The organism is Acidomonas methanolica, assembly GCF_004346035.1.
Taxonomy (GTDB): domain Bacteria; phylum Pseudomonadota; class Alphaproteobacteria; order Acetobacterales; family Acetobacteraceae; genus Acidomonas; species Acidomonas methanolica.
Genome location: NZ_SLZN01000003.1, coordinates 47,321 through 74,222 on the forward strand (window position 1 = coordinate 47,321; position 26,902 = coordinate 74,222).

The following is a 26,902-nucleotide window of genomic DNA, read 5'->3' on the forward strand; positions in this document are numbered from 1 at the left end:
GTCAGTCGTTGTCGATATGTGACGGAAAACCGAAAACTCTTGGACATAAAATACGGGCCATGTAATTAATGTGCATGAAGCCCCGGGGGGCCGTTGCGGGCCCTCATCGCTGTTCGGGGCCGCGGAACGGGAGCAGGTGGTGGCGTCGGCGGGTCTTCGAAAGTCTCTGGGGGTTCTGGGTCTGGTGGCGTGGGGATTTTTGCCGTGGTCGTGTCTCGCCTCACCGGCAACGCTCCCAAAGGCGCTGCTTCTCCAGCACGCCGCACTGGCCCTTGACGTTCTGCCCGCGCACTATGCCGCCGAGCTTCATGCCCATCGTGATGGCGGCAATTTTCACGCATGGCAGCGTTTCGTGACGGTGAGCGGTCTGGCTGGCTATGAAGCGGAGTCAGGCGATCGCCGCTTTCACACGCTGGCGCGCGATCTTCTTGCCGACCGCCGGGGTCTGGACGGCAATGATGACGACCTCTGGGTGGCGGAAGCGGCGCTGGACTGGGCCGAGCGGGAAACGGACACGACCCGCCGGCGTGAGAACACGGACGACGCGGCACGGATCTTCGCCCGCATCGCCGCCCGTGACTGGGACGGCGTCTGTGGCGGCGGCGTCTGGTGGGATCGCGCGCATACCTACAAGAACGCGATCACCAACGAGCTTTTCATGGATGTGGCCGCACGTCTGTATGGCGTGACGGGAGCGGCCCCGTATCGGGACTGGGCGGAGCAAAGCTGGCGCTGGTTTGACGGCAGCGGCATGATCGCGGAATCTCGGGCCGTCAATGACGGGCTGGATGCCCATTGTCGTAATAATGACGGTGCGCCCTACAGTTACAATCAGGGGGTCATTCTCGATGCCTTGCGCCACATGTCGCATCTGACGGGCGATGCGCGCCTGCTGGACCGGGCGGCGCGTATCGCCCGTCAGGCGATTGCCGCGGGCGCCACGCCTGACGGGGGCTTCGCCGAGGCGAGGGAGCCGATGAGCGTCGATAGCCGGATTTTTCGCGGAATCTTCGTGCGGGCTCTGGGGCGTCTCGTGCAGGTCTTGCCAGTGGGCGAGCCGCGCCATGCCCTCGGCGCGTGGTTGATCGATGAGAGCGCGCGCGTCTGGGCGAGCCGGTCGCGCGACATGCGGTTCGACGGCGACTGGAAAGCTGCGCCCTTTGAGCCCTCGGCGCAGGCGCAACTGACGGCAGCCGATCTGTTCGTGGCGGCAGCACATGCGTCGGGTGATGTCGTTCAATGAGGGAACGGCTGCCGCTGCTTTTGGCCGTGTTCTGGGCTTCGTTCCTCTCGCCGGGAGCACGCGCGGGAAGTCTCACGGTGTTCTGCTCCTCGAGCGGCACGGAAATGGCGCTCTGCCGGTCCGAGACGCAGGCCTGGGCGCAGGCGACGGGACATGCGGTGACGCTTGTTCTGCTGCCGTCTGACTGGGGTGAGGTCCTCCCGCTCTATCGACAGCTTCTCTCCGCGCCGACGCCGGTCGTGGACGTTCTGGTCATGGACGGGACATGGCTGGGCACGCTGGCGCCCATGCTGGGCGCGATCGCGCCCACGCCGGACGACGACGATCTGGCGCCGGGAACGTTCACCAGCGCCGGGCGGAATGTGGCGCTTCCCTGGTACCGCGATATCGGTCTGCTGTTCTATCGGAAGGACCTGCTGGCGCGGTACCGGCTTCCCGTGCCGCAAAGCTGGGATGAACTCGCATCCGAGGCCCGCACGATTCAGGACGCGGAGCGCGCGCGCGGGGACGGGGCCCTGTGGGGCTATGTCTGGCAGGGGCGCGCGGCGGAGAGTCTCCTGTGCAATGTGCTCGAATGGTTCGGCCCCGCGGGGGGCGCCATCGTCTCCGAAGACGGCAGAGTCGATCTCGACAATGACGGAGCGCGCGCGGCGTTGACGCGCGCTTCGGGCTGGATCGGCACGATTTCTCCGGCCGGCGTGCTCTCGGACGACGAGGAGGCAACGCGCGGGGCCTTCCAGTCCGGCCACGCCGTGTTCATGCGCAACTGGGTCTATGCCTGGGCGCTGGCCAATGATCCGCAGAGTTCGATCGCCGGGAAGGTCGGGGTCGCGCCCTTGCCGCGCGACACCGCTTCCGAGCCGCCGCAGGGCGTCGACGGCACGGTCTATCTCGGCATGGCGCGCGGCACCGCTCATGCCGCCGAGGCGCTTTCGCTGATGCGCTATCTGACGTCGCGCGCCGTCGAGCGGGCGCGCGCCGTCGCCGGGGCTTATATCCCGGCCCGTCGATCGCTCCTCGACGATCCCGATATGCGGGCTGCCCTGCCGGTTCTCGCGACCATACGACCCGCCCTTGCCCGTCCGGTCCTGCGTCCGGTGGCGCAGACGGGCATGGATTATCCGCGTGTGGCCTGGCTCGCGGCAAACGGCTTCCACGATGCGCTGCGCGGCGGGCACGACGCCTCGGACACGCTGCACCGACTCTCGGATGTGTTCGGGATCATGGCCCATCGCGGGCAGTGGCCCGGACGCCCGGCGGATGTGACCCTTCCTCAGGAGAAGACTCGATGACCATTCATATCGGAACGGCCCCGGACGCCTGGGGCGTGTGGTATGCGGACGATCCCCGCCAGACGCCCTGGGAGCGTTATCTCGATGAGGTGGCGCAGGCCGGCTATGGGTGGACCGAACTGGGACCGTGGGGCTACCTGCCGACGGACCGCGCCCGACTTGCGGAGGCGTTGGCGTCCCGCGATCTCGGCCTGTGCGGCGCGGCGGTGGTGCATCCTCTCGCGGCGCCGGACGCTCTGGAGACGCTGCGGGCGCGCCTGAAGCCGCTATGCGAAACGCTGGTCGCGACCGGCACGCCGTGGCTGCTGCTCATGGACGATTCGGACGTCTATCCCACCCGGCAGGCGCGCGTCGCCTCGCCGGACACATGGCGCCAGATGATGGGCGTCATCACGGAGGCCGGGCGCGTCCTCGCCGAGGATCATGGGCTGCGGCTGCTCTTTCATCCCCATGTCGGCACGGCAGTGGAAACCGAAGAAGAGATCCTGCGTCTGCTGGCGGACACGCCGGCGGAGTTCGTGCAACTCTGCTATGATTTCGGCCATCACGCCTATACGGGCGCGGATGCGCTGGCCTTCATGCGCGCCCATGCGGACCGCATTCCCTATTATCATTTCAAGAACATGGACGGCGTCCTCCATGCGCGGGCCATGGCGGAGGAAACGCCTTTCATGGAGGTGTTCCAGAACGGCGTGATGTGCGAGCTGGACAAGGGGGTCATGGATTTCGCGGAGGTGGTGGCCTTTCTCAGGGCGCGGAACTTCGATGGTTTCGCCGTGGTCGAGCAGGACATGTATCCATGCCCGCCGGAGAAGCCACTGCCCATCGCCCGACATAACCGCGACGTTCTGCGGCGGCTTGGCTTGTGACAGAACGGATGCCTTCCTCCTACGCCATTGGAATCGATGTCGGGGCGACGAAAATCGCGGCCGCCTGGGTAAACATGGAGGCGGGAGCTCTCGGGCCCGTCAGTCGCATTCCCACCCGCCGGGACGCGCCGGGCGAGACGATCGTGGACGATATCGTGGCGCTCGCCGGCGCGATCGCGCCGCCCGATGACGCGCGTGATCAGGCGGCGGCGGGTATAGGCGTCGCGGTTCCCGAACTGGTGGACCTTCGGGGCGAGATCCGCAGCGCCTGGAACTTTCCGCTGCCCGGCCTCGTCGAGCGCCTTGCCTGTGTCACCCGCGCGCCGGCCCGGGCCGAGAGCGACGTCCGGGCCGCCGCTTTCGCGGAGGCGCGTTTCGGCGCGGGACGCGGCTGCGACAATTTCGCCTATTTCTCTCTCGGTTCGGGGATGAGCTTCACGCTTTGCCTCCACGGTCGTCCCTATGCGGGCGCGCATGGTTTCGCGATCCATTTCGCCAGTTCCGAAATGGCCGTGCCGGTGAGCGATCGCTCGACGCTCGCGGCGGCGATTCCCGAGGAGTACGCCTCGGGGCTGGGCATGGCGCGGTTGTGGGAGGACAGGGGCGGCGACCCGCTGCCGCAGGGCGTGCACAGCCTGGATGAACGGGCCGCGCAGGGCGATCTCCTGGCGCTGGGCGTCATCGCCGATGGCGCGGGGATGGGAGGACGCCTGATCGCGCAGGCGGTGAACATGCTCGATCCCGAGAAGATCGTTCTCGGCGGCGGCCTCGGCTGCTCCACGGGCGTCTATCGCGCGCAGCTCGAAAGTCAGATCCGCGCCCATATCTGGGAACGCTCCTGCGCCGATATTCCTCTGCTCGTGGCCGGGCTGGGCGAGGAGGCCGGCATCATAGGCGCCGCTCTGGCGGCCTGTGCGGCACGATAGGCGCCCGATGTTGCGCGGAAGCCTGATGCACAAGACTCCCGCATGGCGGCCATGGGCCCTTCTGGCGCCCGCGCTCCTTACGCTGGCGGCGCTGGTGCTCGTGCCGCTCGTCCAGACGCTGCACCTGGCGTTCAGCCATGATCCGCACGGTTTCGTTCCCGCGCGGGCGGGTGCGACGCTCGAGAACTTCCGCATCCTGATGGGCGATTCGGGCTGGTGGCATGCGGTGCGCACGACAATCCTCTTCGCACTGGGCGCGGTTCTCGCCGAAACTGTCCTCGGGCTGGGCGTGGCCCTGCTTCTTCAGAAGCTGGACACGGCCACGCGGGGGATCGTGCTGGCCGTCATGCTGCTACCCTGGGCGGTGCCAGGCGTGGTGGCCGCGCGGTTATGGGGCTGGATGCTCAACGACCAGTATGGGATTATCAACGCCGTGCTCCTCGATGTCGGGCTGATCCGGCACAGCATCGCGTGGACGGCGGGGCCGACCGGCATGCTTGTCGTCATGATCGTGGTCGACATATGGCAGGCCACGCCGTTCATGACGCTGCTCGCCCTGGCGGGACTTCAGGCCGTGCCGACGGATGTTCTGGATGCCGCGCGCATGGACGGCGCGACCGGCTGGCAATGTTTCCGTCACGTCACGCTGCCGCTGCTCTGGCCGACATTGATCGTCGCGGCCCTGTTCCGTCTCCTTGACGCGCTGAGAATGTTCGATCTTTCGAGCGTGCTCTACGGGGCGGACATGAACGGCATGACCTTGTCCGTATTCGTCCAGACGCAGATCGTGCAATTCGGCGCGCCGGGCTACGGGGCGGCCTCGGCGCTGGCGACGCTCGGCGTCATTGCGCTCGTCGTCATCCTGTTCTGGCGCTGCGTCACCGTGACGCGGCGCGGGAGCCGTTCCTGATGCGGCCCGGCTCGCCCTTCCCGCGTCGGCTGGCTCTCGCCGTGGCTCTCGTCCAGACGCTCTTTCCGCTCTACTGGGCGCTCGTGACGTCCTTCCGCCGGGGACCGCAGCTCTTTTCCACCGCGCCGTTCGCCCGGCCGGATTTCGGCAATTATCGCCAGGTACTCTCGGACCCGAGCTGGTGGCGCGATGCCGCCAATTCGCTCCTGTCGGCGAGCGCAGTGGGGGTGATCGCCCTGTTGCTGGCGCTGCCGGCGGCCTATGCGCTGGGGCGGATGTCCTTTCGGGGGCGCGGCGTGATTCTCGCCCTGCTGCTGGGCTGCTCGATGCTGCCGCAGATCGCGATCCTGTCCGGCCTGTTCACCCTCATCTCCCGGCTCGGTCTCTATAACCGGCTCGGCAGCCTGATTTTCGCCGATCTCTTCTTTGCGCTGCCCTTTGCGATCTGGCTCCTGGCGGGGTTCTTCCGCGATCTGCCGCGCGATCTGGACGAGGCGGCGATGCTGGACGGATGCGGCGTGTTGCGGCGTTTGACGCTCATTCACATGCCGCTGATCTGGCCCGGCATCGTCGCGACCGGTCTCCTGACCTTCATGAACTGCTGGAACGAATTCCTGTTCGCCCTGACCTTCACCCTGAGCGATTCCGCGCGTACGCTGCCTGTGAGCATTGGTCTCATCTCCGCGCCGAGCCGGTTCGAACTCCCATTCGGAATCATCATGTCTGCGTCCCTGCTTGCGACCCTGCCTCCGATTTTCCTCGTTCTGCTGTTCCAGCATCGCATCGCGGCCGGATTGACGGCGGGAGCGGTGAAATGAGCGAGCACGACTCACCCGACGGCGCGGGACAGGCCTTCTCGCGCATCTATAATCGCCGTCTCGTCTTCGAACTGCTGCATCAGAACGGCCCGCTGAGTCGCGTGGATATCGCACAGCGCGTCGGTCTCAAGCCGCAGACGATTTCCGGCATCACGCGGGAGCTTCTCGATCAGGGGCTCATCCGCGAGGCCGGGCGATCCTCGGGATTGCGGGGCCAGCCGCAGACCTATCTCGCGCCCAATCCCGAGGCGGGATACGCGATCGGCATGCATGTGGATCGTGGCCGGATTTCCGCCGTGCTCGGAGATCTTCTGCTCAATATCGTCGCCCGTGTCGACTGGTCCGGCGATACCAGCAATCCCGCCGCCACCATGGCGGTCATGGCGGGGATGGTCGAACAGCTCATGACGGGCAGCGGGGCCCGGCAGGCGTCCGTCTGGGGGCTGGGCCTGGTGCTGCCCACGCTGAATGCCGACATGTATGAAGTCGAGATGCGCATGCCGGGCTGGGAAATGTGGCGTGGATTCGACCCGGCGGCCGATCTGGCGGGGCGCCTCAAGATACCTGTCCTGATGGAAAACGATGCCACGGCGGCGGCGGTCGGCACGCTTCTTCATCAGTCCGGCGGATCGCTGCGCAATTTCGTGCTCGTCTATATCGGCTATGGCACCGGAGCGGGGATCGTCGTGGATGCCATGCCGATGAAGGGCGTGCATGGCAATGCGGGTGAGTTCGGCCTCTTGCCCGCGCCCGGCGGCGAAGGCGTGATCGACGATCTGCTCTCGCTCCATGCCGTTGCCCGGTTGCTGAAGCGGCCGGTCGAGGAGCTGACGCCGGATATTCTGGCCGAGCTGCATCGGCGGCGCGACAGCCGGCTGATGCACTGGCTGGAGGACGCCGCCTCCACGCTGCGCTACCTCATTTCCATCATGGAAACGGCCTTCGATCCGGAGACCGTCCTGCTGGGCGGCGCATTGCCGGACTCGATCCTCTCGGCGCTGGTGGAACGCACTTACCCGCTCCTGCCGTCGCTCAGCGCCATCCGCGCGCGCGAGCTGCCGCGCTTTTCCGTCGCCGGTCTGGCCGACGGTCCGGTCATCGGCGGCATGAGCCTGCCGATTTTCGTCAACACACGTTCGGATTTTCGCCATCTCTATATCCGGCACATCGCTGGCGACGAGCGGCCTTTCGACCATCGCTGAACGCGCGTCGCCCTGTTTCCGATCGTAGCCGCGGAGCCTCCTGTCCATGGCCCTCGTTGAACTGAAAAACATCCGCAAGACCTATCATGCGGCGGAAATCGTCCGGGGCGTCTCCCTGACCATCCAGCCGGGTGAATTCGTGGTGTTCGTGGGACCGTCCGGTTGCGGAAAATCGACCCTCCTGCGCATGATCGCGGGGCTGGAAGATATTTCGTCGGGCGAACTGCTGATGGACGGCCGCGTGATGAACGCCGTCGAGCCGGCCGGGCGGGGTCTGGCCATGGTGTTTCAGTCCTACGCCCTGTACCCGCATATGACCGTGCGGCGGAACATGGAGTTCGGTCTCAGGCTGGCAAGGATGCCGGATGCCGAACGTGCGAAGCGGGTGGGCGAGGTCGCGCGCATCCTCAAACTGGAGCCGTATCTCGACTGCAAGCCCGGCGCGCTGTCCGGCGGCCAGCGACAGCGCGTGGCCATTGGCCGCGCCATCGTGCGTCACCCGAAGCTGTTCCTGTTCGATGAGCCGCTGTCCAATCTGGACGCGGAATTACGGGGGCACATGCGGGTCGAACTTGCGACGTTGCATCGAAGACTGGGCGCGACGACCATCTATGTGACTCACGATCAGGTCGAGGCCATGACGATGGCCGATCGTATCGTCGTGCTTCGCGACGGGGCGATCGAGCAGGTCGGCACGCCGCTGGAGCTTTATCGTCGTCCCTGCAACCGCTTCGTCGCCGGATTTATCGGCAGTCCGGCAATGAATTTCCTGCCTCTGACGGTGGTGCCCACGGAAACGCATGAAGTGCGGGTGGAACTGGCGGGCGGCGTTTCGCTCACGCTCCCGATCCATTACCAGACACGGCTCGTCGGCATCCCGGCCACTTTGGGCATCCGCCCCGAGCATGTCCGCATCGCGCATGGCGATGAGGCGGCGTTTCGCGGAAACGTACTGGCCGTCGAGCATCTCGGCGCCCTGACGCTTGTGCATGTTCGCCTCCCCGACGACAGGATGGTCGTGATCCAGGCGGAGGGCGACGCGGATCTCCGGATCGGGGCGGATCTCTCTTTTGCCTTCCCGGCGGCGCACTGCCATCTTTTCGATGCGGCGGGCGTGTCCTGCGCCCTGGCCGGGTAGGGACGAAGCGTCCGATCGGCACGCCATGGCGTCTCTGGCCGTCACGTCGTCACGACAGGCGAGGTGACGATTTGGCGTGGCACGTGTTGGGGATTTTCCGTTATATTTGATTGAATATAACGGCATCGGCCGGGGGCGGGCTCTCCAGCCGGGCCCCACCCTTACAGGAGCACGAAGAAATATGCCCGATCGCGCTTACGATGTCAGGCGCCACTGTCCACGGCCGCGAGGAACAGGGCGCGCCGCCCGCGCATCGGTTCGTTCCCTGTCGGCACTATTATGGGGCATGCTGTTCGCACACGGCGTCCTGGCCGCCGAGGTGTCGGCGCCCCCGGAAAAGACCGCCGCCAAACCCCGCGCCGCGCGGAAACCTGTCAATGCGGCGCCCATCGCCGGAACGCTGGACGGCTCGAATGGCGAGACAATGGTCGTCCACGGCCGCCATGTGGCGGACGGCACGGCGGCCAGATACATGAACAAGACCATCTATCTCGGCCCGCTGGGCAATCGGGACACGCTGGACACGCCCTATTCCGTCATGGGCGTTCCGCATGACGTCGTGGTCAACCAGCAGCTCCGCAACATCAACGACATGGCGCAGTATCTGCCCTCCGTTCAGTTGGAGATCCGCGGCGACCCCAACATCTCCCGCCCGCAGTCGCGCGGGTTCGAGGCCGATATCATCGCCAATTCCCGTCTCGACGGGCTGAACGTGGTCTCCACGACCCCTTATCCGGCCGAATGGGTCGATAATCTGCAAGTCCTCAACGGTCTGGCCGCGGCGATGTATGGGCCGGAAAATCCCGCCGGCGTCTTCGAATACACCCTCAAGCGCCCGACCGACCGGCGGACCGAGCGGCTGTCGGTCGGCGTCGATTCCATCGGCACCCCGCTCGTCAACGGCGACATCTCCGGCCGCGTCGGGCGGAAGGGCTGGTTCGGCTACCGCCTGAACATGCTCCATGCCGACGGCACGAGCTATGCGTCGGGGAGCTGGCTACGACGCGAAATGGTCAGCGGCGATTTCGATATCCATCTGGACGACAGGACGGTCATCGAAATCGACGCCAGCCATTACACCTATGACGCGCGGGGCCTCGCGCCCGGCTTCGGCATTCCCGCCGGCACCGCCGCCAACCCCACCGGCATCGGCGGCGAGTTGCCCGAAGCCCCCGATCTCGGCCGACGCCTCGCCCCGGGCTGGAGCGGCTACAACATGGAAACCAACACCTACCTGGCCAAGATCCGGCATGAGTTCTCCCGGGACTGGAGCTTCACCCTCGGTGGCCTCTATCAGGACGCCCTGCGCCAGTCCTTCGGCATCAGCGACACCCTGACCGCCAGGGGCGGCACTGACGGCTTCTATGCGTCGAAGGCTACCGCGACGACGACGGCGGACGATTTCCGCGTCGGCAGCAACATGGCCTATGTCAACGGCCGCGTTTACACCGGCCCCGTCCGGCATGACCTGGTCATCGGCACCAATGGCTACATGATGGGAAACTACAACCCGGTGAAGGCGGTCACGCCCCCGCAGAGTCTGGGCACATACTCCCTGTATGGCCCCGCGCCCATGAACGGCAGGCAGCCTTATTACGAGGGGCGCTACAAATCCAGCAGCATTGTCAGCCAGTCCTTCATCGTCGGCGATACGCTGACATTCGACCGGCATTGGTCGATCATGGGGACGCTGGCCTGGAGCTGGATCGACCAGCACGGTGCGCTGAACGCCAGAAGCGCCCTCAGGAAAACCTTTTCGGCCAACGCGGCCTTCAGCCCGACGACCAGCGTGATGTACAAGCCGACCGATAACCAGACGTTCTATTTCACCTATGGCCGGTCGGTCGAAGCGGGTCCGGTGACGCCGAACAGCCAGTATTATACCAACACCAATATCGCGTTGCCGATCGGACGCGCCGAGGAATATGAAGTCGGCTACAAGCTGCGTTACCAGAAAATGCAGGTCAACATCGACGGCTTCCGCATGACCTCGCCCTACGCGATGTATGTCGCCGCGGCCAACGGCACCTGCGCGGGCGGCACCACCTGCCAGACCTACACCTATGGCGGAACCCAGCGCAATTACGGTGTGGAAGCCCAGATCTCGGGCGAGGTTTTGCCTCGCCTCTCCGTCCTCGCCGGCATGACCTGGCTGGACGCGGAACTGGTCGGCAGCAGGACCGCCGCCTATGACAACAAGGAGATCGTCGGCGCCGCGCCGCTTCAGGCCAGTATGCTGCTGGACTACCGCCTGCCGTCGACCCTGGGCGCGTTCGCATCGGGCTGGGCTTTCAATGCCGGCGTGCATTACACGGGCAACCGCGCGGCCAACGTCACCAACACGCTGCATACCGGCTCGTACACGACGCTGGAACTGGGCACGCGCTACGCCTTCCATGTCGTCCGCTCTCCGTGGGTGGCCCGCTTCGGGGTCAGTAACGTCACGAACGAACGCTATTGGGCGTCGGTCTATACCGGCGCGCCCAGCGGCATCTCCGGCGCGTCGTCGAGCCTGTATGCCGGATTGCCCCGCGTCTATCACTTCACCCTGTCGGCCGAGTTCTGAACCGCCCCACGGGACGCAGCTACCCCGACATGCGTCCCGCGGCCCGGTCGTCGAGTCCCTGATCGTCGTGAAAGACGCGCAGGCACAGAGTCTGCTATGATCGTTCCGGACGGAAAGATGGACAGTCAGCCGAAGCATCAAGACCATGCCGAAACCAGCCGACAGCACGCCGGGGCCGACAAGCGATCCGCGACAGGCGGATTGCAGGCTCAGCATCCGCATCTATCTGCCCTCGGGCCTGCGCATCGGCCGGGGTAAAATCGCCTTGCTGGAAGCCGTGGCGGAAACGGGTTCCATATCCGGCGCGGCGCGGAAACTTGCGATGTCCTACAAGCGCGCCTGGGATCTGCTGGAAGAGATGAATCTCAGCCTGAAGGCGCCCGTCATCACGACCGCCCAGGGCGGAAGCCATGGCGGCGGCGCCGTGCTCACCGATCTCGGCCACGCTCTGATCACGCATTATCGGGCGTTCGAGAGGGACGCCTATATGAAGGGCAGGTCCGATCTGGAGGCCATTCTGGATCTCGCCAAAGAGAGCGGCACGCCATAGGGCCGACCCGTCAAACCGTCTCTGACGTCAGATCGTGAAATATTTCGCGTGCGGATTGAGGATGACCAGCGCCGAGGTCGATTGCTCGGGATGGAGCTGGTAGCCGTCGGAGAGCGAGACGCCGATGCGCTCGGAACCGAGAAGGCGCAGGATCGGCTCCTGATCCTCCAGGCGCGGGCAGGCGGGGTAGCCGAAGGAATAGCGTGAGCCGCGATAGCCCTGGGAGAGCATCTTCTCCATGTCGCGGTCGTCCTCGGCGGCGAAGCCGAGTTCGGCGCGGATGCGCTTGTGGGTGTATTCCGCCATCGCCTCGGCCATTTCGACCGAGAGGCCGTGCAGGTAGAGATAATCCTGATAGCGGTTCTCCTCGAACCATTCGCGCGCTAGGTCCGAGGCGCGCTGCCCGACGGTGACGACCTGCAACCCGATGACGTCGCGATGCGCGTCGCCGATATCGCGGACGAAATCGGCGATGCAGTCGCCATCCTCCTTCGGCTGGCGGGGGAGGGTGAAGCGCGCGGCCTCCGTCGTGCCGTCCTCCTCGAACAGGACGAGGTCGTTGCCGTCGCCCGCCGCCTTCCAGTAGCCGTAGAGCGCCTGCGGCCTGAGCACGTCGAGTTCGGCGGTGAGGTCGAGCATCCGCTTGAGGACGGGGCGCAGTTCCTGCTTCGCGTAGCTCATGAACTCCTCCAGCGAGCGGCCCTGCTTGCGGTAGCCCCACTGGAACTGGAAGAGCGAGCGCTCATTGAGGAACGGCAGGACCGCGCCCGGCTTCGCCTCGATCAGGCGCGGACCCCAGAAGGGCGGGACGGGCGGCGTGAGGCCGCCCGCGATGCGCGCGCGGCGGGCGCGGGCGGCGTCCCGGTCCACGAGGCCGTAGCCGCGCGTCTCGGCGGCGTCCGGCGCGCGCTCGGTCTTGCGGCGGGATTTGCCCGCGCGCTGCGTCTGGATCGCGGCGAGGTAGTCGTCGAAACCGCCGGTGCTGACCCGGTCCATCAGGCTCAGCCCGTCGAAGGCGTCGCGCGCATAGGCGACGCGGCCCGGCGTGCCGCCGCCATAGGTGAGGGCGCATTCCTCCTCGACGTAATTGCGCGTGAGGGCCGCGCCGCCGAGGATGACCGGGATGTCCAGCCCCTGACGCCGCATCTCCTCCAGATTCTCGCGCATGATGACGGTCGATTTCACGAGCAGGCCGGACATGCCGATGGCCTGGGCGTCATGCGCCTTCGCCGCCGCGAGCATGTCCGCCAGCGGTACCTTGATGCCCAGATTGATGACCTTGAAGCCGTTATTGGTCAGGATGATGTCCACGAGGTTCTTGCCGATGTCGTGGACGTCGCCCTTCACCGTGGCCAGCACCATGATCCCGCGCGACTGGCCCTCCACGCGCTCCATATGGGGCTCAAGCCACGCCACGGCGGTCTTCATGGTCTCGGCGGATTGCAGCACGAAGGGAAGCTGCATCTTTCCCGCGCCGAACAGTTCGCCCACCACCTTCATGCCGTCGAGTAGGACGGTGTTGATGATGTCGAGCGGCGGCATCTCCCGCATCGCGGCTTCGAGATCGGCCTCGATGCCCTTGCGGTCGCCGTCGACGATGCGGTCCTTCAGCCGCCCGGCGGGCGTGTCCGCTTTCTTCTTCTGGACCGCGTCGGCGGCCTTGCGCCCCGCGAAAAGTTCCAGCAGCCGCTGGAGCGGATCGTACTCCTCGGTGCGGCGGTCGAAGATCAGATCCTCGGCGACGCGGACCTCCTCCTCGGCAATCTGATGCAGCGGGCGGATCTTGCTGACATGCACGATCGCCCCCGTCATCCCGGCCTTCACGGCGTGGTCCAGGAAGACCGAGTTCAGCACGGCCCGGGCGGCGGGATTCAGGCCGAAGGAGATGTTGGAGAGGCCGAGGATGATCTGGATGTCCGGGAATTTCTCCCGGATCATGCGGATGCCTTCGAGCGTCCAGAGGCCCAGCTTGCGGTCGTCCTCCACACCGGTGGCGATGGTGAAGGTCAGTGGGTCGATCATCAGATCGGATTGCGGCAGGCCGTGTTTTTCGCAGGCGAAGGCGACGAGGCGCTCGGCGATGCGGAGCTTGTCCTCCGGCGTCTTGGCCATGCCCACCTCGTCGATGGTGAGCGCGATCACGGCGGCGCCGAACGTGCGGGCGAGGACCATCCGCTCCTCGGCATGGCCTTCGCCGTCCTCGAAATTGATCGAGTTGATGATCGGCTTGCCGCCATGGAGCTTGAGCGCGCTCTCGATGACGTTCGTCTCGGTGGAATCGATGACGAGGGGGGCGTTGACGGCGGCGGTGAAGCGGGTGACGACCTCGTCCATCTCCCTGATCTCGTCACGCCCGACGAAGGCGGTGCAGAGATCGAGCGCGTTCGAGCCTTCGGCGGCCTGCTCGCGTCCGATGCCGACGCAGCCGTCCCAGTCGCCCGCTTCCTGAAGGTCGCGCCATTTTCTGGAACCGTTGGCGTTGCAGCGCTCGCCGATGGAGAAATAGCTGTTCTCCTGACGCAGCGGCACCTGTCCGTACAGGCTGGCGACCGAGGGAATCCAGACGGATCTGCGCGGAACCGGAGCCGGGCGGCGGGCGGCGCCCGCGCGGCGGCGGAGCATGGCGTCAAGCGCCTCGATATGCGGCGTGGAGGTGCCGCAGCAGCCGCCGATGAGGTTCAGCCCGTCCTCCTCGATATAGCGCTCCATCCATGTCGCCATCTCGGCGCCGCCGAGGGGATAGTGCGTCTTGCCGTCCACCAGTTCGGGGAGCCCGGCATTGGGCTGGAGCGAGATGAGGCCCGGCCAGTTCTCCGAGAGCCATTTGACATGCTCGGCCATTTCCTGCGGGCCGGTGGCGCAGTTCATGCCGATCAGGGGGACGTCGAGGCTGTGGATGACGGTCGCGGCGGCGGCGATGTCCGGGCCGACGAGAAGGGTGCCGGTGGTCTCGACCGTCACCTGCACGAAGATCGGCGCGTCCGAGCCGAGTTCGCGGCGCGCGGCCTTGGCGGCGTTGACGGCCGCCTTGATCTGGAGCGTGTCCTGGCACGTCTCGATCAGGAAGGCGTCCACCCCGCCATCGATCAGGCCCCGGCATTGCTCGGTCAGCCCGGCCTGGAGCGTGTCGTAGTCGATGTTGGCGAGGGAGGGGAGCTTGGTGCCCGGACCGATGGAGCCCACGACCCAGCGGGAACGCCCGTCGGCGAAGGTTTCGGCGGCCTCGCGGGCGAGTTCGGCGGAGGCGCGGTTGATCTCGCGGCAACGGCCTTCGAGTCCGAACTCCGCGAGCGTGATGACGGAACCGCCGAAGGTGTTGGTCTCCACCATGTCCGCCCCGGCTTCGAAATAGCCGCGGTGAATCTCGCGTACGAGTTCGGGGCGGGAGAGGGTGAGGATCTCCGTGCAGTTCTCCTGCCCCCAGTAGTCGCGCTCGACTTCCAGATCGAGCATCTGCACGCGCGAGCCCATGCCGCCGTCGCAGAGCAGGACGTGGTCGCGCAGGGCGTCGAGGAGATGGGCGCGCGTGGTCATGGGCAATCTCGCGTGGTGGGCTCGTGAAGCGGAGAGCGGTGTTGGATGGCGTTTCTTTCAGAGGGGACCTAGGTTGTCCAGTCGGAGCATGACGCGACGAAAGGAATGAGGTGCCGCAATGGGGGGAAACGGGCGGATGCCCCTGTTTCTGGTTTCCGCCGTGCCGCCCTGGTCTCCCGCGCGCCGCGCGCGATCCGCGCTGATCCTGCCCGAGGGGAAACAGGACGGCGGAGGATGGGCGCGCGCAGTGCGGCGCGAGGAGCGCTCCTTACTGATGCACGGAATCGGCTGCGTCTGTTGCGCGCGGCCGGACGCCGCCGCAGACCTGCTCGCGGGGCTGTTCTGGGAATGGGTGCGGGCACGGCAGACGCCGTTCGACGAGGTGGTGCTGGTGGAGGAGGACGCGGCGGCGGTCGAGAGGCGGGCGCTGGCGCTCCGCTCCCACGCGCTCGTGGCCGCGCGTTTCGATCTCCGCCCGGACCGTCTCCCGGTTTGACGCGCGGGCCGGGACAGGATCCCTCCGCGAGGGATATTTCGCGGCGGGAAGGACCATGGTAGGCTGCCTGCGGATGCATGTCCCGCGCAGGATGCTTTCGGCGTCGGCCATGCCAACATGGTTCGCGCCGGCAGGTTCGCTTTCCGTCCGGCGCGGTTCAGGCATAGTCGCGTTGCAGAGGATTGTTTGTGCAGCAAAACGAGCGTGTTCCGGGAAGCGGCGAATCGCCTCAGCCGGGTTATATTCGTCTGCGCGCCGCGATGGCGGCTGCGAAATATCACGGTATCGAGCTTGATATCCGGGATTTCGCCGCCGAGGCGGGGGAGGAATCGCCGTCTCCGGCGTCGCTGGCGCGCTGGCTGAACGAGCAGGGCGCGGTCGCCAAGGGCATGCGCGTGCGCTGGCGGTATCTGGTGCGCCTCACCAACACGCCGCCGATCGTCCTGATGTTCCGCGACGGTTCGGCGGCGCTGATGGTCGGCGCCAATGCCGATCGGGGCGTCGTCTGGCTGCGCGATCCGCTCACCGATGAGGGGGCCGCCCCCGTCGCCGTGGACGAGCTGCGCCTGTCGCAGGTCTGGACGGGCGACGTCCTGCTGGTGAAGCGGCGCAGAGACCAGTCCGAGGCGGATGCGCCGTTCGATCTCGGCTGGTTCGTGAAGATCGTCCTGCGGGAGCGCCGGGCGCTGCGCGATATCCTGATCGCCTCCGTCGTGCTGAGCGTCCTGACGATCTTTCCCGCCCTGCTGGTGATGCAGGTGATCGACCGCGTCGTGAACTATCGCTCGATGGCGACGCTGGTCTCGATCATCGGCATCGTCGTCATCCTCTCCTTCTATGAGATCCTCCTGACCTATGCGCGCCGGGAGCTGATGCTGGTGGTCTCCACGCGCATCGACACGCGGCTTTCCCTGCATGCGTTCAACCGCTTGCTCGCCCTGCCGCTCGAATTCTACGAGCGGCAGCAGACCGGCCGCGTGCTCGGCCGCTACATGGCCATCTATAAGGTGCGCGACTTCCTGACCGGCAAGCTGATGACCGTGTTTCTCGACATGTTCACCCTGCTCGTCATCCTGCCGCTGCTCTTCTACATGAGCGCCACCCTGGCCTGGATGACGGTGGCCTGCGCGGGCCTCATCGGGCTGATCGCCGTGGTGTTCATCGGGCCGATCCGCAGGATTTACGGGCGGCTCGTCGATGCCGAGATGGAACGCGGATCGGTGCTGTACGAGACCGTCGCGGGCATCCGCACCGTCAAGACGCTGGCGCTCGAACCGTCGCGCCGGGAAATGTGGGACGAGACGACGGCCGACGTCGTGCGCTGGAAGCTCGCCGCCGGACGGATGGCGAACTGGCCGCAGACGCTCGTCATGCCGCTCGACATGTTCATGTCGCGCGGGATCATCCTGGTCGGGGCCTATCTCGCCCTGCAATCCTCGGGCGGCATCGCCGCGGGCGGTCTGATGGCGTTCATGATGCTGGGCGGCCGCGTCACGGCGCCGCTGGTGGGCCTCGCCCGCCTGCTCGAGGATCTGAACGAGGTCTCCACCGCGCTCGGCGAGGCGGGCATGGTTCTGAACCAGCCGACGGAAACCAAGGCGCTGACGAACGGCATGCGTCCGCGCGTCAAGGGAGCGTTGTCCTTCACGGATGTGAACTTCACCTATCCCGGGGCGGCGGTCAAAGCGCTCAACAACGTCAATTTCGAGATTCCCGCCGGGACGATGCTGGGGCTGGTCGGGCGCTCGGGCTCGGGAAAATCGACGGTCACGCGGCTGCTGCAGGGGGTTTCGCGCACGTACACCGGATATCTCCGGCTCGACGGGATCGAGATGCGCGAGATCAACCTGACGCATCTGCGCCGGTCCTTCGGCGTCGTGTTGCAGGACAACTTCCTCTTCCGTGGCACGGTGCGGGACAACATCACCGCCGGACGCCCCGGCCTGACCATCGACGACGTGGTGCGCGCCGCCCGCCTTGCCGGAGCCGAGGAGTTCATCGAGCGGATGCCGGCGGGCTATGACACCTGGATCGAAGAAGGCTCGACCAATATTTCCGGCGGTCAGCGGCAGCGTCTGGCCATCGCGCGCGCGGTGATCTCCGACCCGAAACTGATGATTCTCGACGAGGCGACCTCGGCGCTCGACCCGGAAAGCGAGGCGCTGGTGAACGCCAATCTCCAGAGGATCGGCAAGGGGCGCACCATGGTGATCGTGTCCCACCGGCTCTCGTCCCTCGTCGATTGCGATCTGATCTGCGTGATGGATCAGGGCAGCGTCGTCGATCTCGCACCGCATGCCGTGCTGCTGGAGAGGTGCGAAATCTACCGCATGCTCTGGATGCAGCAGAACCGGCATCAATATGGCGGCGAGTCCAGTCGCGCCTCCATGCTGGCGGAAGGAGAGTGACAATGAGCGGTTCCGAACTTCTCCCTCCCGGCCAGCCGGACGAATCCGGGCGTGACGACGCGGACGGGCGCGCGCAACCGGGCGGCGTGCCGTCCCGCCCGCGCGATCCCTTCGCCCAGGAAGGCATGCCGCTCGCGCTGCTGGAGTTCCACTCGCCGAGTGCCGCCATGGTCAACCTGCCGCCGACCCCGTCGGCGCAGCGGATCATCTGGCTCGTCGCGGGGCTCTTCACCGCCAGCTTCGTCGCTGCCGGCGTCTTCCCGATCAACGAGGTCATCAACGCGCCGGGGCGGCTGGTCTCCACCGGCTCCACGATCGTGGTGCAGCCTTTGGAAACCTCGATCATCCGCTCCATCGACGTGCATCCCGGGGATTTCGTCAAGCAGGGGCAGATCGTGGCACATCTCGACCCGACGATCTCCGGGGCCGATCTGACCAACATGCGGGATCAGAAGGCCGCCTATCTGGCCGAGGTGACCCGGCTGCGCGACGAGGCGGACGGCAAGGACTATCATCCGGTGCTGGACGACAAGGCGTCGGTGGACGAGGGCGCGGCATTCCAGCGACGCCGGCAGGAATATGACGCGAAGATCGCCCAGTACGACGGGCAGATCGCTTCCCTCCAGAGCGAACTCGAAGGGTATCTGGCCAGCGCGGCGATGTATCAGAGGCGCACGCAGGTCGCGAGTCAGGTGCTGGAGATGCGCAGGCGCCTGCAACAGCAGCAGGTCGGCAGCAAGCTGAACACGCTCGGCGCGGAGGCCGATCTGACGGAGTCCGAGCGCAATCAGGTGGCCGCCGTCAAATCCGCCAATGCGTCCCGCGCCCGGCTGGCGGCGACGCGGGCGGAGAAGCAGAATTACATCGAAGCCTGGAAGGCGGAGATCTACACCGAACTTTCCAAGGCGCAGCATAATCTCGACGACGCCACCAGCAACTACGAGAAGGCCCGCCTGCGCGGCAATCTGGTCGAGCTGCGCGCGCCGGCGGATGCGGTCGTGCTGACCGTCTCGCGCCTGTCCGTCGGCTCGGTCGCGACCTCGGCGCAGCAACTCCTCACCATGGTGCCGACCGGCTATGGGCTCGAGCTGGAGGCGGTGCTGCGCGGGCAGGATGTGGGCTTCGTCCATATCGGCGATCATACGCTGATCAAGTTCACCACTTTCCCCTACGACCAGTTCGGCGGCGCGGAGGGAAGCGTGCGGACCATCAGCGCCGATGCGTTCGGCAACCAGTCCACCGATGACGGCCTGCCCACCGCGCGCGACACGGCGGCCCAGTCCTCTCCCGACGGGCCGTCCCTTTCGGGCTACTATCGCGTGCGCGTGCGGATCGATCGCTATACCCTGCATGGCGTGCCGAATTTCTTTCACCCGATGCCCGGCCTGCCTGCGACGGCCAACATCGATGTAGGCAAGCGCACCGTGTTGCGTTACTTCTTCAACCGTCTGATTCCGGCAGCGACCAACGGAATGCGGGAGCCGTCCTGAGCGACGCCATGGCATAGAGGCCGCAAGAGGGGGGAGATCGTTCGGCCGTGTCTCTGAAGCTCAGGGTTGCCTCCCATTTCTCGCGCGAGGCGCGGCTTGCCTACGGCGTTTCCCTGCTGGAGGGCGGGGAGAACGCCGCGCGCGGCTTCCGGCTGCTCAGCGCGCTTGCGACCGAAGGCGTCACCGAGGCGCAATATCAGGTGGGCCGGGCCTATCTCGACGGGACGGGCGTTCCGGCCAGCCTCCCGGACGGCGCGCACTGGATGATGCGCGCGGCGCGGGATGGGCATGTCAAGGCGCGCTTCTCCATTGCGATATTACATGTGCTCGGCCTGCCCGAAGGGATCGAGTCCGGCGCGGCGGCCTCCCCTCTGGCGGTCGGGCCGGGAATCCGGAAACCCGATTTCGCCGAGGGCGCGCGCTGGGCGCGTCTGGCGGCGGAGGCCGGCTCGCCCGACGCCCAGGCGCTGCTGGGATATATCCTGACCAACGGCCCGGAGGGGGTGGCCGATCCCGCCGCGGCGTGGAGCTGGTACGAAAAGGCGGCGGCGGCCGGGGCGGCGCAGGGTTATCTCGGGCTCGCCGGCCTGCGGCTGAAGGGCGAGCCGGACGAGGCCCAGATCGCGCAGGCCGTGCACGAGTTGCGGGAGGCGACGAAAGGCGGCCTGTCCAGCGCGTTCCACATGCTGGGGCTCATGCATGAACAGGGGTGGGGCGTTGCCCGTGACCTCGCGGCGGCGGCGGAATGCTATCGCAAGGCGGCGGAGAAGAATTTCCCCCAGGCTCAGGCGCGCTACGGATTTCTGCTCATTTCCGGCGTGGGCGTAGCGCGGGACGTGCATCGCGCGGAAACCTGGCTGCGCCGCGCGGCGCTGAGCGGCGAGACGGAGGCCGCCGCGCTGCTGGGCGACATCTACGCGCGCGGCGGCGAGTTGCCGCCCAATTATCTCGAATCGGCGAAATGGTATCGTCTGGCGGCGGATCGCGGCCATGCGGCGGCGGCGCGGGCGCTGGGGTTGCTGTTTCTGACGGGCGCGGGGGTGCATCGCGATACGGAGGAAGCGGCGAAATGGTTCCGTTTCGCCGCCGAGCACGGAGACCGGACCTCGGATGCCGATCTCGGCAATCTCGCGCTGATGGGGCGCGGCACGGAGGGGGAAAGGATCGAGCTCAGGCAGCGTTTCGAACGCGCGGCGCGCTCGGGCGATCTCGTGGGGGCCTTCAATCTGGGGGTCTGCCATGCCGAGGGCGTGGGGACGCCGCGCGACGAGCGGGAGGCCGCGCGCTGGCTGCAAAGTGCGGCGGACGGAGTGGTCAATGCGCAGTACTGGCTCGGCCGCATGATGATCGAGGGGCGCGGCGTCGAGACCGATCTCGCGGGCGGCTGCGCCTGGCTCGAAAAGGCGGCGAATGCGGGAATGGCCGACGCGGCGGTGCTTCTGGCGCGGTTGCTGGTGAGCGGGAAGGCGCCGGGCGGCAAGGACCATGCCCGGGCGCTCGATCTCTACCACGCGGCGGCGTCGCAAGGTCATGTGAGCGCGATGTTCTCTCTCGGCGCGCTGTACGGCGGCGGCCACGATGTCCCCGAGGACCGGCACGCGGCTCGGCTCTGGTTCGAGCGTGCGGCGGCGCGGGGCGATGCGCTCGGGCAACTCATGTTCGGGCGGTATCTGATCCGCGGTCTGGGAGGCGCGCAGGATATCGAGGCCGGGCGCGGGTGGCTCGAACGGGCGAAGGCGCAGAACGTCGCCGAGGCGGCGGCGGAGCTGGAGCGGCTTGGTCCGGCCGGCGCCGTGGAGCGAGGTGCGGGACGGCATGGCGCGGCGCGGCGTGCCGGATGAGGGCGAGGGGGCGAGTCCCGCCCCGATTTTCAGCGGTTATCGTCATCGCGTCACGGAAGCCGATCGGGCGGCGTGGCAGGCCTGGGCGGACGGGCGGGCGCAGGAGGCGTTCCGGCGCGGCGACGAGGCGTCCCGGGCCGGGCGCTTCGACGAGGCGGTACGGTGGCTGGATCGCGCCGCCCGCATGGCGCGCGACAATCCGCATGTCCTGCTCGCCCTGGCGCTCGCGCAGCTTGGCGCCGGGCACTGGGAGGATGTGCTGGACACGGCGCGCCGGATCAGCAGGCGGTGGCCCTCACGTGAAGCCCTGGGGCTTCAGGCGCTGGCATGCAGCCGCATGGGCGATCTCGACGGGGCGCTCCGCGCGGTTGCGCTTCTGCTCGCCCGTTTCGCGCCGAGCGCTGAGATGTTTCCGCTCGCGGGGGATCTGGCCGAGGCGGCCGGATTCCCGGGCTGGTGCGGCGCGAACAATCGAGGTGAGCTTCTGGGCGCGGCGCCCGGGCCGGTGCGGCTGCGTTTGTCCGGCCCACGCGGCGGGGTGCGCGAGGTGGAGACGCTGCCCGCCGCCTTGCCTGACGGCTGGCAGGTCGCGCGCGCGCTCGACGTAACCTGCGCGGGCCGCCCGCTGCTGGGCTCGCCGCTCGATCTGGCGGCGCTCAGGCGGAGCGAGGGCTGCGTGACGCCGGTCGCCGGCGGCTGGGAGGGCTGGCTCTGGCATCCGGCGGACCCGGATTTCACGCCGCTCCTGCGGATTGGGGGCCAGAGTGGCGAGGAGCAGAGCGGCGAGGAACGGGAGATCGCGCTCTCCGAACTCGCCGCCGGGACGCCCGTCGATGCGCCGCTCGCCCGGCCGAGACGGTTCTTCCTGCCCTCCGATGCGCTGCCTCCGGGGCCGGTTTCGGTGACGGATATCTACAGCGCGCCGCTCCCCGGCAGCCCACTCATTCCCGCGCTTGGCCGCCTGTTCGACGGAGCGCGGTCGCGCGGCTTGCCGCCCGGTTTTCGTCCGGTCCGGGTCGGAACGCGCCTTGGAACGCCCGAGATCGGCGACAGGGCAACTGGTTGGCTCGTGGTGATTCCGGCCTATCGGGACCTGGCGTCGCTGAAACCCTGCCTGAAGCGGGTTCTGGCCGACAGGCGGGACGGGGTGGAGGTGCTCGTCGTGGACGACGCGACGCCGGAGCCCGCCCTGGCCCGCTTTCTCGACGGTCTGGCGGCGCAGGGAGCGATCACGCTCGTCCGCCATGCGACGAACCGGGGGTTTCCCGCCGCGGCGAATGCCGGTCTGCGGCGTGCGGCGGGGCGGGACGTGGTGCTGCTCAACAGCGATACGCTCGTGCCGCCGGGCTGGCTGGAGCGGCTGGGCGCGGTGCTGGATCGCGCGCCGGAGATCGGCACGGCGACGCCGTTCTCCAACGATGCGAGCATCCTTTCCTACCCCTCGGCGACCAGTGTCAATCCGGTGCCCGATACGCTCACGGCGCGGGAGACCGACCGGCTCTGCGCGGCGCTGGCCGATGCGGCGCTGGTGGATCTGCCGACCGCCAACGGCTTCTGCATGGCGATCCGGGGTGATTGTCTGGCCCAGACCGGCTTGTTGCGCGAGGATCTGTTCGGGCGCGGCTACGGGGAGGAGAACGAGTTCTGCCTGCGCGCCGCCGCGCTGGGCTGGCGGCATGTCGCCGCGCCGACGCTGTTCGTGACGCATCGCGGCTCCGCCTCGTTCGGCGATCAGCGCAAGGCGCTGATGCAGCGCAACATGGGCGTGCTGAATGCGCTGCATCCCGGTTATGACGGTTTGATCCGGCGGTTTCACCGGCGCGATCCGCTGGCCGGGCTCCGGCGGCGGCTCGACATGGCGCGGATGAAGCTGCGGCGCGGGCGGCGGCCGGTCCTCGCCATGATCCTGCATGACGGCGGCGGCGGGGTCGCGCGGGTCGTGCGCGAGCGCGGTGCGGCGTTCGCGCGGCAGGGGTGGTTCGTCGTCACGATCCGGCCCGATGTCGACGGGTGCCGGGTGGCGGCGGCGGAGGAGGATTTCCCCAATCTGCTCTTTCGCCTGCCGACGGAACGGGATGATCTCGTGGCGTTCCTCGCCGGGATCGGAACGCGGGCCGTCGAATGGCACCATCTGGTCGGCCATGCGCCGGAGATCAGGCGGCTGCATGAGTGGCTCGGCGTTCCCTGCGATATTTTCGTTCATGACTACGCCGCGTTCTGTCAGCGCATCGCCCTGAGCGGCGCGGAAGGACGGTTTTGCGGCGAGCCGGATGTCGCGGGCTGCATCGCCTGCGTCAGGGAACGGGGCAGCTATCTCGGCGAGACGATCGGCGTGAAGGCGCTGCTGCGCCGCTCGGCGCGGGAATTCGCCGCCGCGCGTCGGGTGATGGCGCCCTCAGGCGATGCCGTGCGGCGGTTGCAGCGCCATTTCCCGGCGCTGTCCGTCGAGACCGTGCCGCTGGAGGATGACGCCGCCCGGCGTGTGACGCGGCGCGCGGCGGGGCCGGGGCGGAGAATCGGCATTGTCGGTGGAATCGGCGTGGAGAAAGGTTTCGACGTGGTGCTGGAGCTCGCGCGGGATGCGCGGGTGCGGGATTTGCCGGTCGAATTCGTGCTGATCGGCCATACGCCGGACGACGAGGCATTGATGGCGACGGGGCGGGTCTGGGTCACGGGCGAATACCGGGGCGACGAGATTGGGCGGCTGATCGGCGGAGCGGAGCTCGATTTTGGGTTGATTCCATCGATCTGTCCGGAGACATGGTGTTTCGCCCTCGGCGATCTGTGGCGCGCGGGCGTACCGGCCGTCGTGTTCGATCTCGGCGCGCAGGCGGAGCGGGTGCGGCGCACGGGGCTGGGTTGGGTGGTGCCGCCCTCGCTCCCGGCGGCGATGTTCAACAATCTTCTGTTGAGTCTCTGAAAACGGCATGTTTTTTACCTCTGCCGGAATTTACTGAAAATACATATCTTGTCATTATGCTCGGCGACATGCGTTCTATTTTCCCTGGCTGTCATTGTCTTCTGTCCGGAGCGGATCATTTTTATGACTCAGTCTTTGCAAAACCCTGATCGTGGCCGCGTCGTCGCGCTGAAATCCACCGCTCAACTCATGACATTGAAGCCGGGACTGTTTTGCGTGTTCTATGCTGCGGGACAAGGCATCGGCGTCGCGAACGGTCTGCCGGGCGTCCGGCTGTCCCCCGCGCCCGGGACATCCGGCGACGCGGTGACGATCACGACCATGACCCCGGACGGATGGCTGGGGGCCACGGATGGCGGGGCGCTCGTCCGCGTTGTCGGAGCGGCGGCGCAGATCCTCGTCACCTCCTATGATATGGCGGATGCGACGCGCGAGATGCCGCGTTTGCAGGTGGTGCAGATCGGGGGCGTGCAGGCGGCCGGGGCGGCGGAGGCCGGTCAGGCCAATGGGGAAGCGGGTGTCAATCCCCGGGCCGGTTCGGCCGCAAGGACCCCCGCCGTGCAGGCCCGGGCGTCGCAGGCGCAGGGCAGGCAGGCGGTGCGGGGGCCGGATGCGTCCCCGGTGTCCGGAGTGCCGGTGTCGGAGGCCGCGGCCGCGCCGCAGGGTCAATTCGAGGTGGCGGCCCATATCCAGCGGCGCGGCGATGTCGGCGTGCGTCTGGGCGAATGGATGGGCGTGCGCGGCAGCCAGGCCTGGATCGAAGGCTTCGGCATTGCGCCGATCGATTCGGTGCCGGTCGAGGATATCGAATATCAGGCGGTGCTCGGGAAGAACTGGCTGTCTCCCTGGGTGCAGGGCGGCCAGTATTGCGGAAGCCGCGGCATGGCTCTGCCCATTCTCGGGCTTCGCGTCCGTCTGAAGGGGGACGCCGAGAAGGCGTATGATCTGAGCGTTTCCGCGACCTTCACCGATGGATCGGCCGTAGGGCCAGTCGGCGCGGATCAGACGCTCGAAGCCGAGTCGCTGGCCCCGCTCGAAGCGTTCCTCGTGGAATTCCGTCCCCGGAGCGCACCGTCCACCAGGGCCGGCGTAAAAGCCGCGCCGGCGTCTTCGGCCGGGAAGCGGACCGCGACGAAGCCGGTGGCGCCTCCGCCCTCCGCTCCCGCGGTTGCCGCCGGAAAGACGGCGAAAAAGGCCGATCCGGTGCGGAAAAAGGCTGCGCCGCCCGAGACGGTTCCCCCCGCCCCGCGGCGCAAACCCGCGAAAGTCTGAGTGCCCCGCCGGGCCGCCCGCCTCTCGACCGTGGCGGGCGCCGGAGGGATGGTTCCCGGGTTCAACGGTCAGAATGTGGGACGCGGCCGCCTTGCGTTTTCTTTTCATCCACCAGAATTTCCCTGGGCAATTCGTCCATATCCTCCGATATCTGGGTGATCAGGGCGGTCACGAGATCGTTTTCATCTCCGAGGCGAACGAGGGGCAATTGCCGGGCGTGCGGCGCGTGGTCTATCGACCGGCCCGGCGTCCCGCCGAACAGACCCATCCGGCCCTGCGCGAGCTTGAGGCGGCGGTCTATCGCGCCGAGGCGGTGGCGCGCTCGGCGCGCACCTTGCGCGACAATCTCGGCTATACGCCCGACATCATCATCGGCCATCACGGCTGGGGGGAATTGCTCAATCTCGTCGATATCTACCCGGACGCGCCGATGCTGGGGTATTTCGAGTTCTTCTACCATGCCGACCGGAACGATGTCGGGTTCGATCCGGAGTTTCCGCCCGTTCCGGAGCTTCTTCCGGCCGTGCGGCTCAAGAACGCCGTCAATCTGCAGGCCCTGACGCTGCCCGGTCATGGGCAGACGCCGACGAGGTTCCAGCTCGACACCTATCCTGAGTGGGCGCGGCCGCGCATTTCACTCGTAGCGGAAGGGGTGGATATCGACCAGTGCAAGCCAGATCCGACGGCCGCGCGGCGGCGTTTTACCCTCAAGGACGTGACGGTCGCGCCGGGCGAGAAGCTCGTCACCTATGTCGCGCGCGATCTGGAGCCGTATCGTGGCTTTCACAGCTTCATGCGCGCCCTGCCGCGCGTGCTGGACGCGCGGCCGGATGCGCGGGTCATCCTCGTCGGCGGGGACGGCGTCAGCTACGGCGCGCCCTGTCAGGGCGGGTCATGGCGTCAGGCCCTGCTGGGGGAGCTGGGCGCGCGCCTCGACCTGTCTCGCGTTCATTTCGTCGGCAAGGTGGCTTATCCGGAATATCAGGCGCTGCTGCGGCGCTCCGACGCGCATGTCTATCTGACCTACCCCTTTGTGGCGTCATGGTCGATGCGCGAGGCGATGGCGTCGGGATGTGCGATTGTCGGCAGCCGGACCGGCCCGGTGGAGGAATTCATCACCGACGGGGAAACGGGCCGCCTCGTGCCGTTCCTCGACCCCAGGGCGATTGCGGACGGCATCCTCGAAGTGCTGGAGGACCGGGCGCTCGCACGGCGGATACGGCGTCAGGCGCGGCGCTTCGCCGAGGACAATCTGCGGCTGGACCAGTATCTCTCCACCTATGAAGGCGTCATCCGCCGGGTGGCCGGGGCGTGAGCGGCGGCGGTGTCCTGATTAGTGCGCGCGTAACAGGAGACGGCGGCACCGGTGAGGACGACGAGCGTCATGCCGAGGGAGAGAAAGGTCAGGATGATGTGCATCATGATGA

General features: G+C 67.2%; 19 protein-coding genes. 17 read left to right on the forward strand and 2 right to left on the reverse strand.

The features are described from left to right. Positions 1-139: 139 nt before the first annotated feature. From EDC31_RS03635 to EDC31_RS03680, 10 genes are all read left to right on the forward strand, one after another. Positions 140-1,243 (forward strand): glycoside hydrolase family 76 protein, encoded by a 1,104-nt coding sequence (locus EDC31_RS03635; RefSeq protein ID WP_158310291.1) that lies wholly within the window; start codon positions 140-142, stop codon positions 1,241-1,243. Then, a complete protein-coding gene (locus EDC31_RS03640) occupies positions 1,240-2,535 on the forward strand; it encodes an extracellular solute-binding protein (protein ID WP_052511576.1) in 1,296 nt (431 codons plus the stop codon). Before EDC31_RS03635 ends, EDC31_RS03640 begins: the two co-directional genes overlap by 4 nt. Next, the gene (locus EDC31_RS03645) at positions 2,532-3,404 is read left to right on the forward strand and encodes a sugar phosphate isomerase/epimerase family protein (RefSeq protein ID WP_042055898.1); all 873 of its coding nucleotides are present in this window, start codon (positions 2,532-2,534) and stop codon (positions 3,402-3,404) included. Before EDC31_RS03640 ends, EDC31_RS03645 begins: the two co-directional genes overlap by 4 nt. 8 nt (positions 3,405-3,412) lie before the next feature. Beyond that, positions 3,413-4,330 carry an ROK family protein gene (locus EDC31_RS03650; protein ID WP_132126917.1) on the forward strand — a complete coding sequence of 306 codons (918 nt, stop codon included), beginning with the start codon at positions 3,413-3,415 and terminating at the stop codon, positions 4,328-4,330. 25 nt (positions 4,331-4,355) lie between these two features. After that, positions 4,356-5,240 carry a carbohydrate ABC transporter permease gene (locus EDC31_RS03655; protein ID WP_081797409.1) on the forward strand — a complete coding sequence of 295 codons (885 nt, stop codon included), beginning with the start codon at positions 4,356-4,358 and terminating at the stop codon, positions 5,238-5,240. Then, positions 5,240-6,058, forward strand: a complete 819-nt coding sequence (locus EDC31_RS03660) for a carbohydrate ABC transporter permease (RefSeq protein WP_042055906.1) — start codon at positions 5,240-5,242, stop codon at positions 6,056-6,058. Before EDC31_RS03655 ends, EDC31_RS03660 begins: the two co-directional genes overlap by 1 nt. After that, positions 6,055-7,260: an ROK family transcriptional regulator gene (locus EDC31_RS03665; RefSeq protein ID WP_042055908.1), complete on the forward strand. Its 1,206-nt coding sequence runs from the start codon at positions 6,055-6,057 to the stop codon at positions 7,258-7,260. Before EDC31_RS03660 ends, EDC31_RS03665 begins: the two co-directional genes overlap by 4 nt. Before the next feature lie 46 nt (positions 7,261-7,306). After that, positions 7,307-8,398 carry an ABC transporter ATP-binding protein gene (locus EDC31_RS03670; RefSeq protein ID WP_042055912.1) on the forward strand — a complete coding sequence of 364 codons (1,092 nt, stop codon included), beginning with the start codon at positions 7,307-7,309 and terminating at the stop codon, positions 8,396-8,398. Positions 8,399-8,684: 286 nt separating this feature from the next. After that, entirely contained in the window at positions 8,685-10,964 is a 2,280-nt protein-coding gene (locus tag EDC31_RS03675; RefSeq protein WP_042055914.1) for a TonB-dependent receptor, read from the forward strand. Between the two features lie 145 nt (positions 10,965-11,109). Continuing rightward, positions 11,110-11,514 (forward strand): winged helix-turn-helix domain-containing protein, encoded by a 405-nt coding sequence (locus EDC31_RS03680; protein WP_081797398.1) that lies wholly within the window; start codon positions 11,110-11,112, stop codon positions 11,512-11,514. 27 nt (positions 11,515-11,541) lie between these two features. Here EDC31_RS03680 and metH read toward each other — a convergent pair whose 3' ends face one another. Next, entirely contained in the window at positions 11,542-15,048 is a 3,507-nt protein-coding gene (metH, locus tag EDC31_RS03685) for a methionine synthase (RefSeq protein ID WP_042055916.1), read from the reverse strand. Between the two features lie 136 nt (positions 15,049-15,184). On the opposite strand from metH, the gene EDC31_RS03690 reads away from it, so the two are divergent. The 7 genes from EDC31_RS03690 to EDC31_RS03720 all read left to right on the forward strand — a co-directional run bounded on the left by EDC31_RS03690 (position 15,185) and on the right by EDC31_RS03720 (position 26,790). Then, complete coding sequence (locus EDC31_RS03690; RefSeq protein WP_052511578.1) at positions 15,185-15,544, forward strand: hypothetical protein; 360 nt, start codon at positions 15,185-15,187, stop codon at positions 15,542-15,544. A gap of 260 nt (positions 15,545-15,804) precedes the next feature. Beyond that, positions 15,805-17,952: a peptidase domain-containing ABC transporter gene (locus tag EDC31_RS03695; RefSeq protein WP_042056084.1), complete on the forward strand. Its 2,148-nt coding sequence runs from the start codon at positions 15,805-15,807 to the stop codon at positions 17,950-17,952. A 2-nt stretch (positions 17,953-17,954) separates the two neighbouring features. Then, positions 17,955-19,442 (forward strand): HlyD family type I secretion periplasmic adaptor subunit, encoded by a 1,488-nt coding sequence (locus tag EDC31_RS03700; protein ID WP_052511580.1) that lies wholly within the window; start codon positions 17,955-17,957, stop codon positions 19,440-19,442. A 47-nt stretch (positions 19,443-19,489) separates the two neighbouring features. Continuing rightward, positions 19,490-21,283: a tetratricopeptide repeat protein gene (locus EDC31_RS03705; protein WP_042055919.1), complete on the forward strand. Its 1,794-nt coding sequence runs from the start codon at positions 19,490-19,492 to the stop codon at positions 21,281-21,283. Next, positions 21,219-24,203 carry a glycosyltransferase gene (locus tag EDC31_RS03710; protein ID WP_239641525.1) on the forward strand — a complete coding sequence of 995 codons (2,985 nt, stop codon included), beginning with the start codon at positions 21,219-21,221 and terminating at the stop codon, positions 24,201-24,203. The genes EDC31_RS03705 and EDC31_RS03710 overlap by 65 nt, the downstream gene beginning before the upstream one ends. 123 nt (positions 24,204-24,326) lie before the next feature. After that, positions 24,327-25,475 carry a hypothetical protein gene (locus EDC31_RS03715; protein WP_042055921.1) on the forward strand — a complete coding sequence of 383 codons (1,149 nt, stop codon included), beginning with the start codon at positions 24,327-24,329 and terminating at the stop codon, positions 25,473-25,475. Positions 25,476-25,566: 91 nt separating this feature from the next. After that, entirely contained in the window at positions 25,567-26,790 is a 1,224-nt protein-coding gene (locus EDC31_RS03720; RefSeq protein WP_042056091.1) for a glycosyltransferase, read from the forward strand. On the opposite strand, the gene EDC31_RS17630 is transcribed toward EDC31_RS03720, so the two are convergent. Continuing rightward, on the reverse strand, positions 26,754-26,897 hold the full coding sequence (locus EDC31_RS17630) for a hypothetical protein (protein ID WP_158310292.1): 144 nt from the start codon (positions 26,895-26,897) through the stop codon (positions 26,754-26,756). The two genes, EDC31_RS03720 and EDC31_RS17630, sit on opposite strands and share 37 nt — an antisense overlap. Positions 26,898-26,902 lie beyond the last annotated feature (5 nt).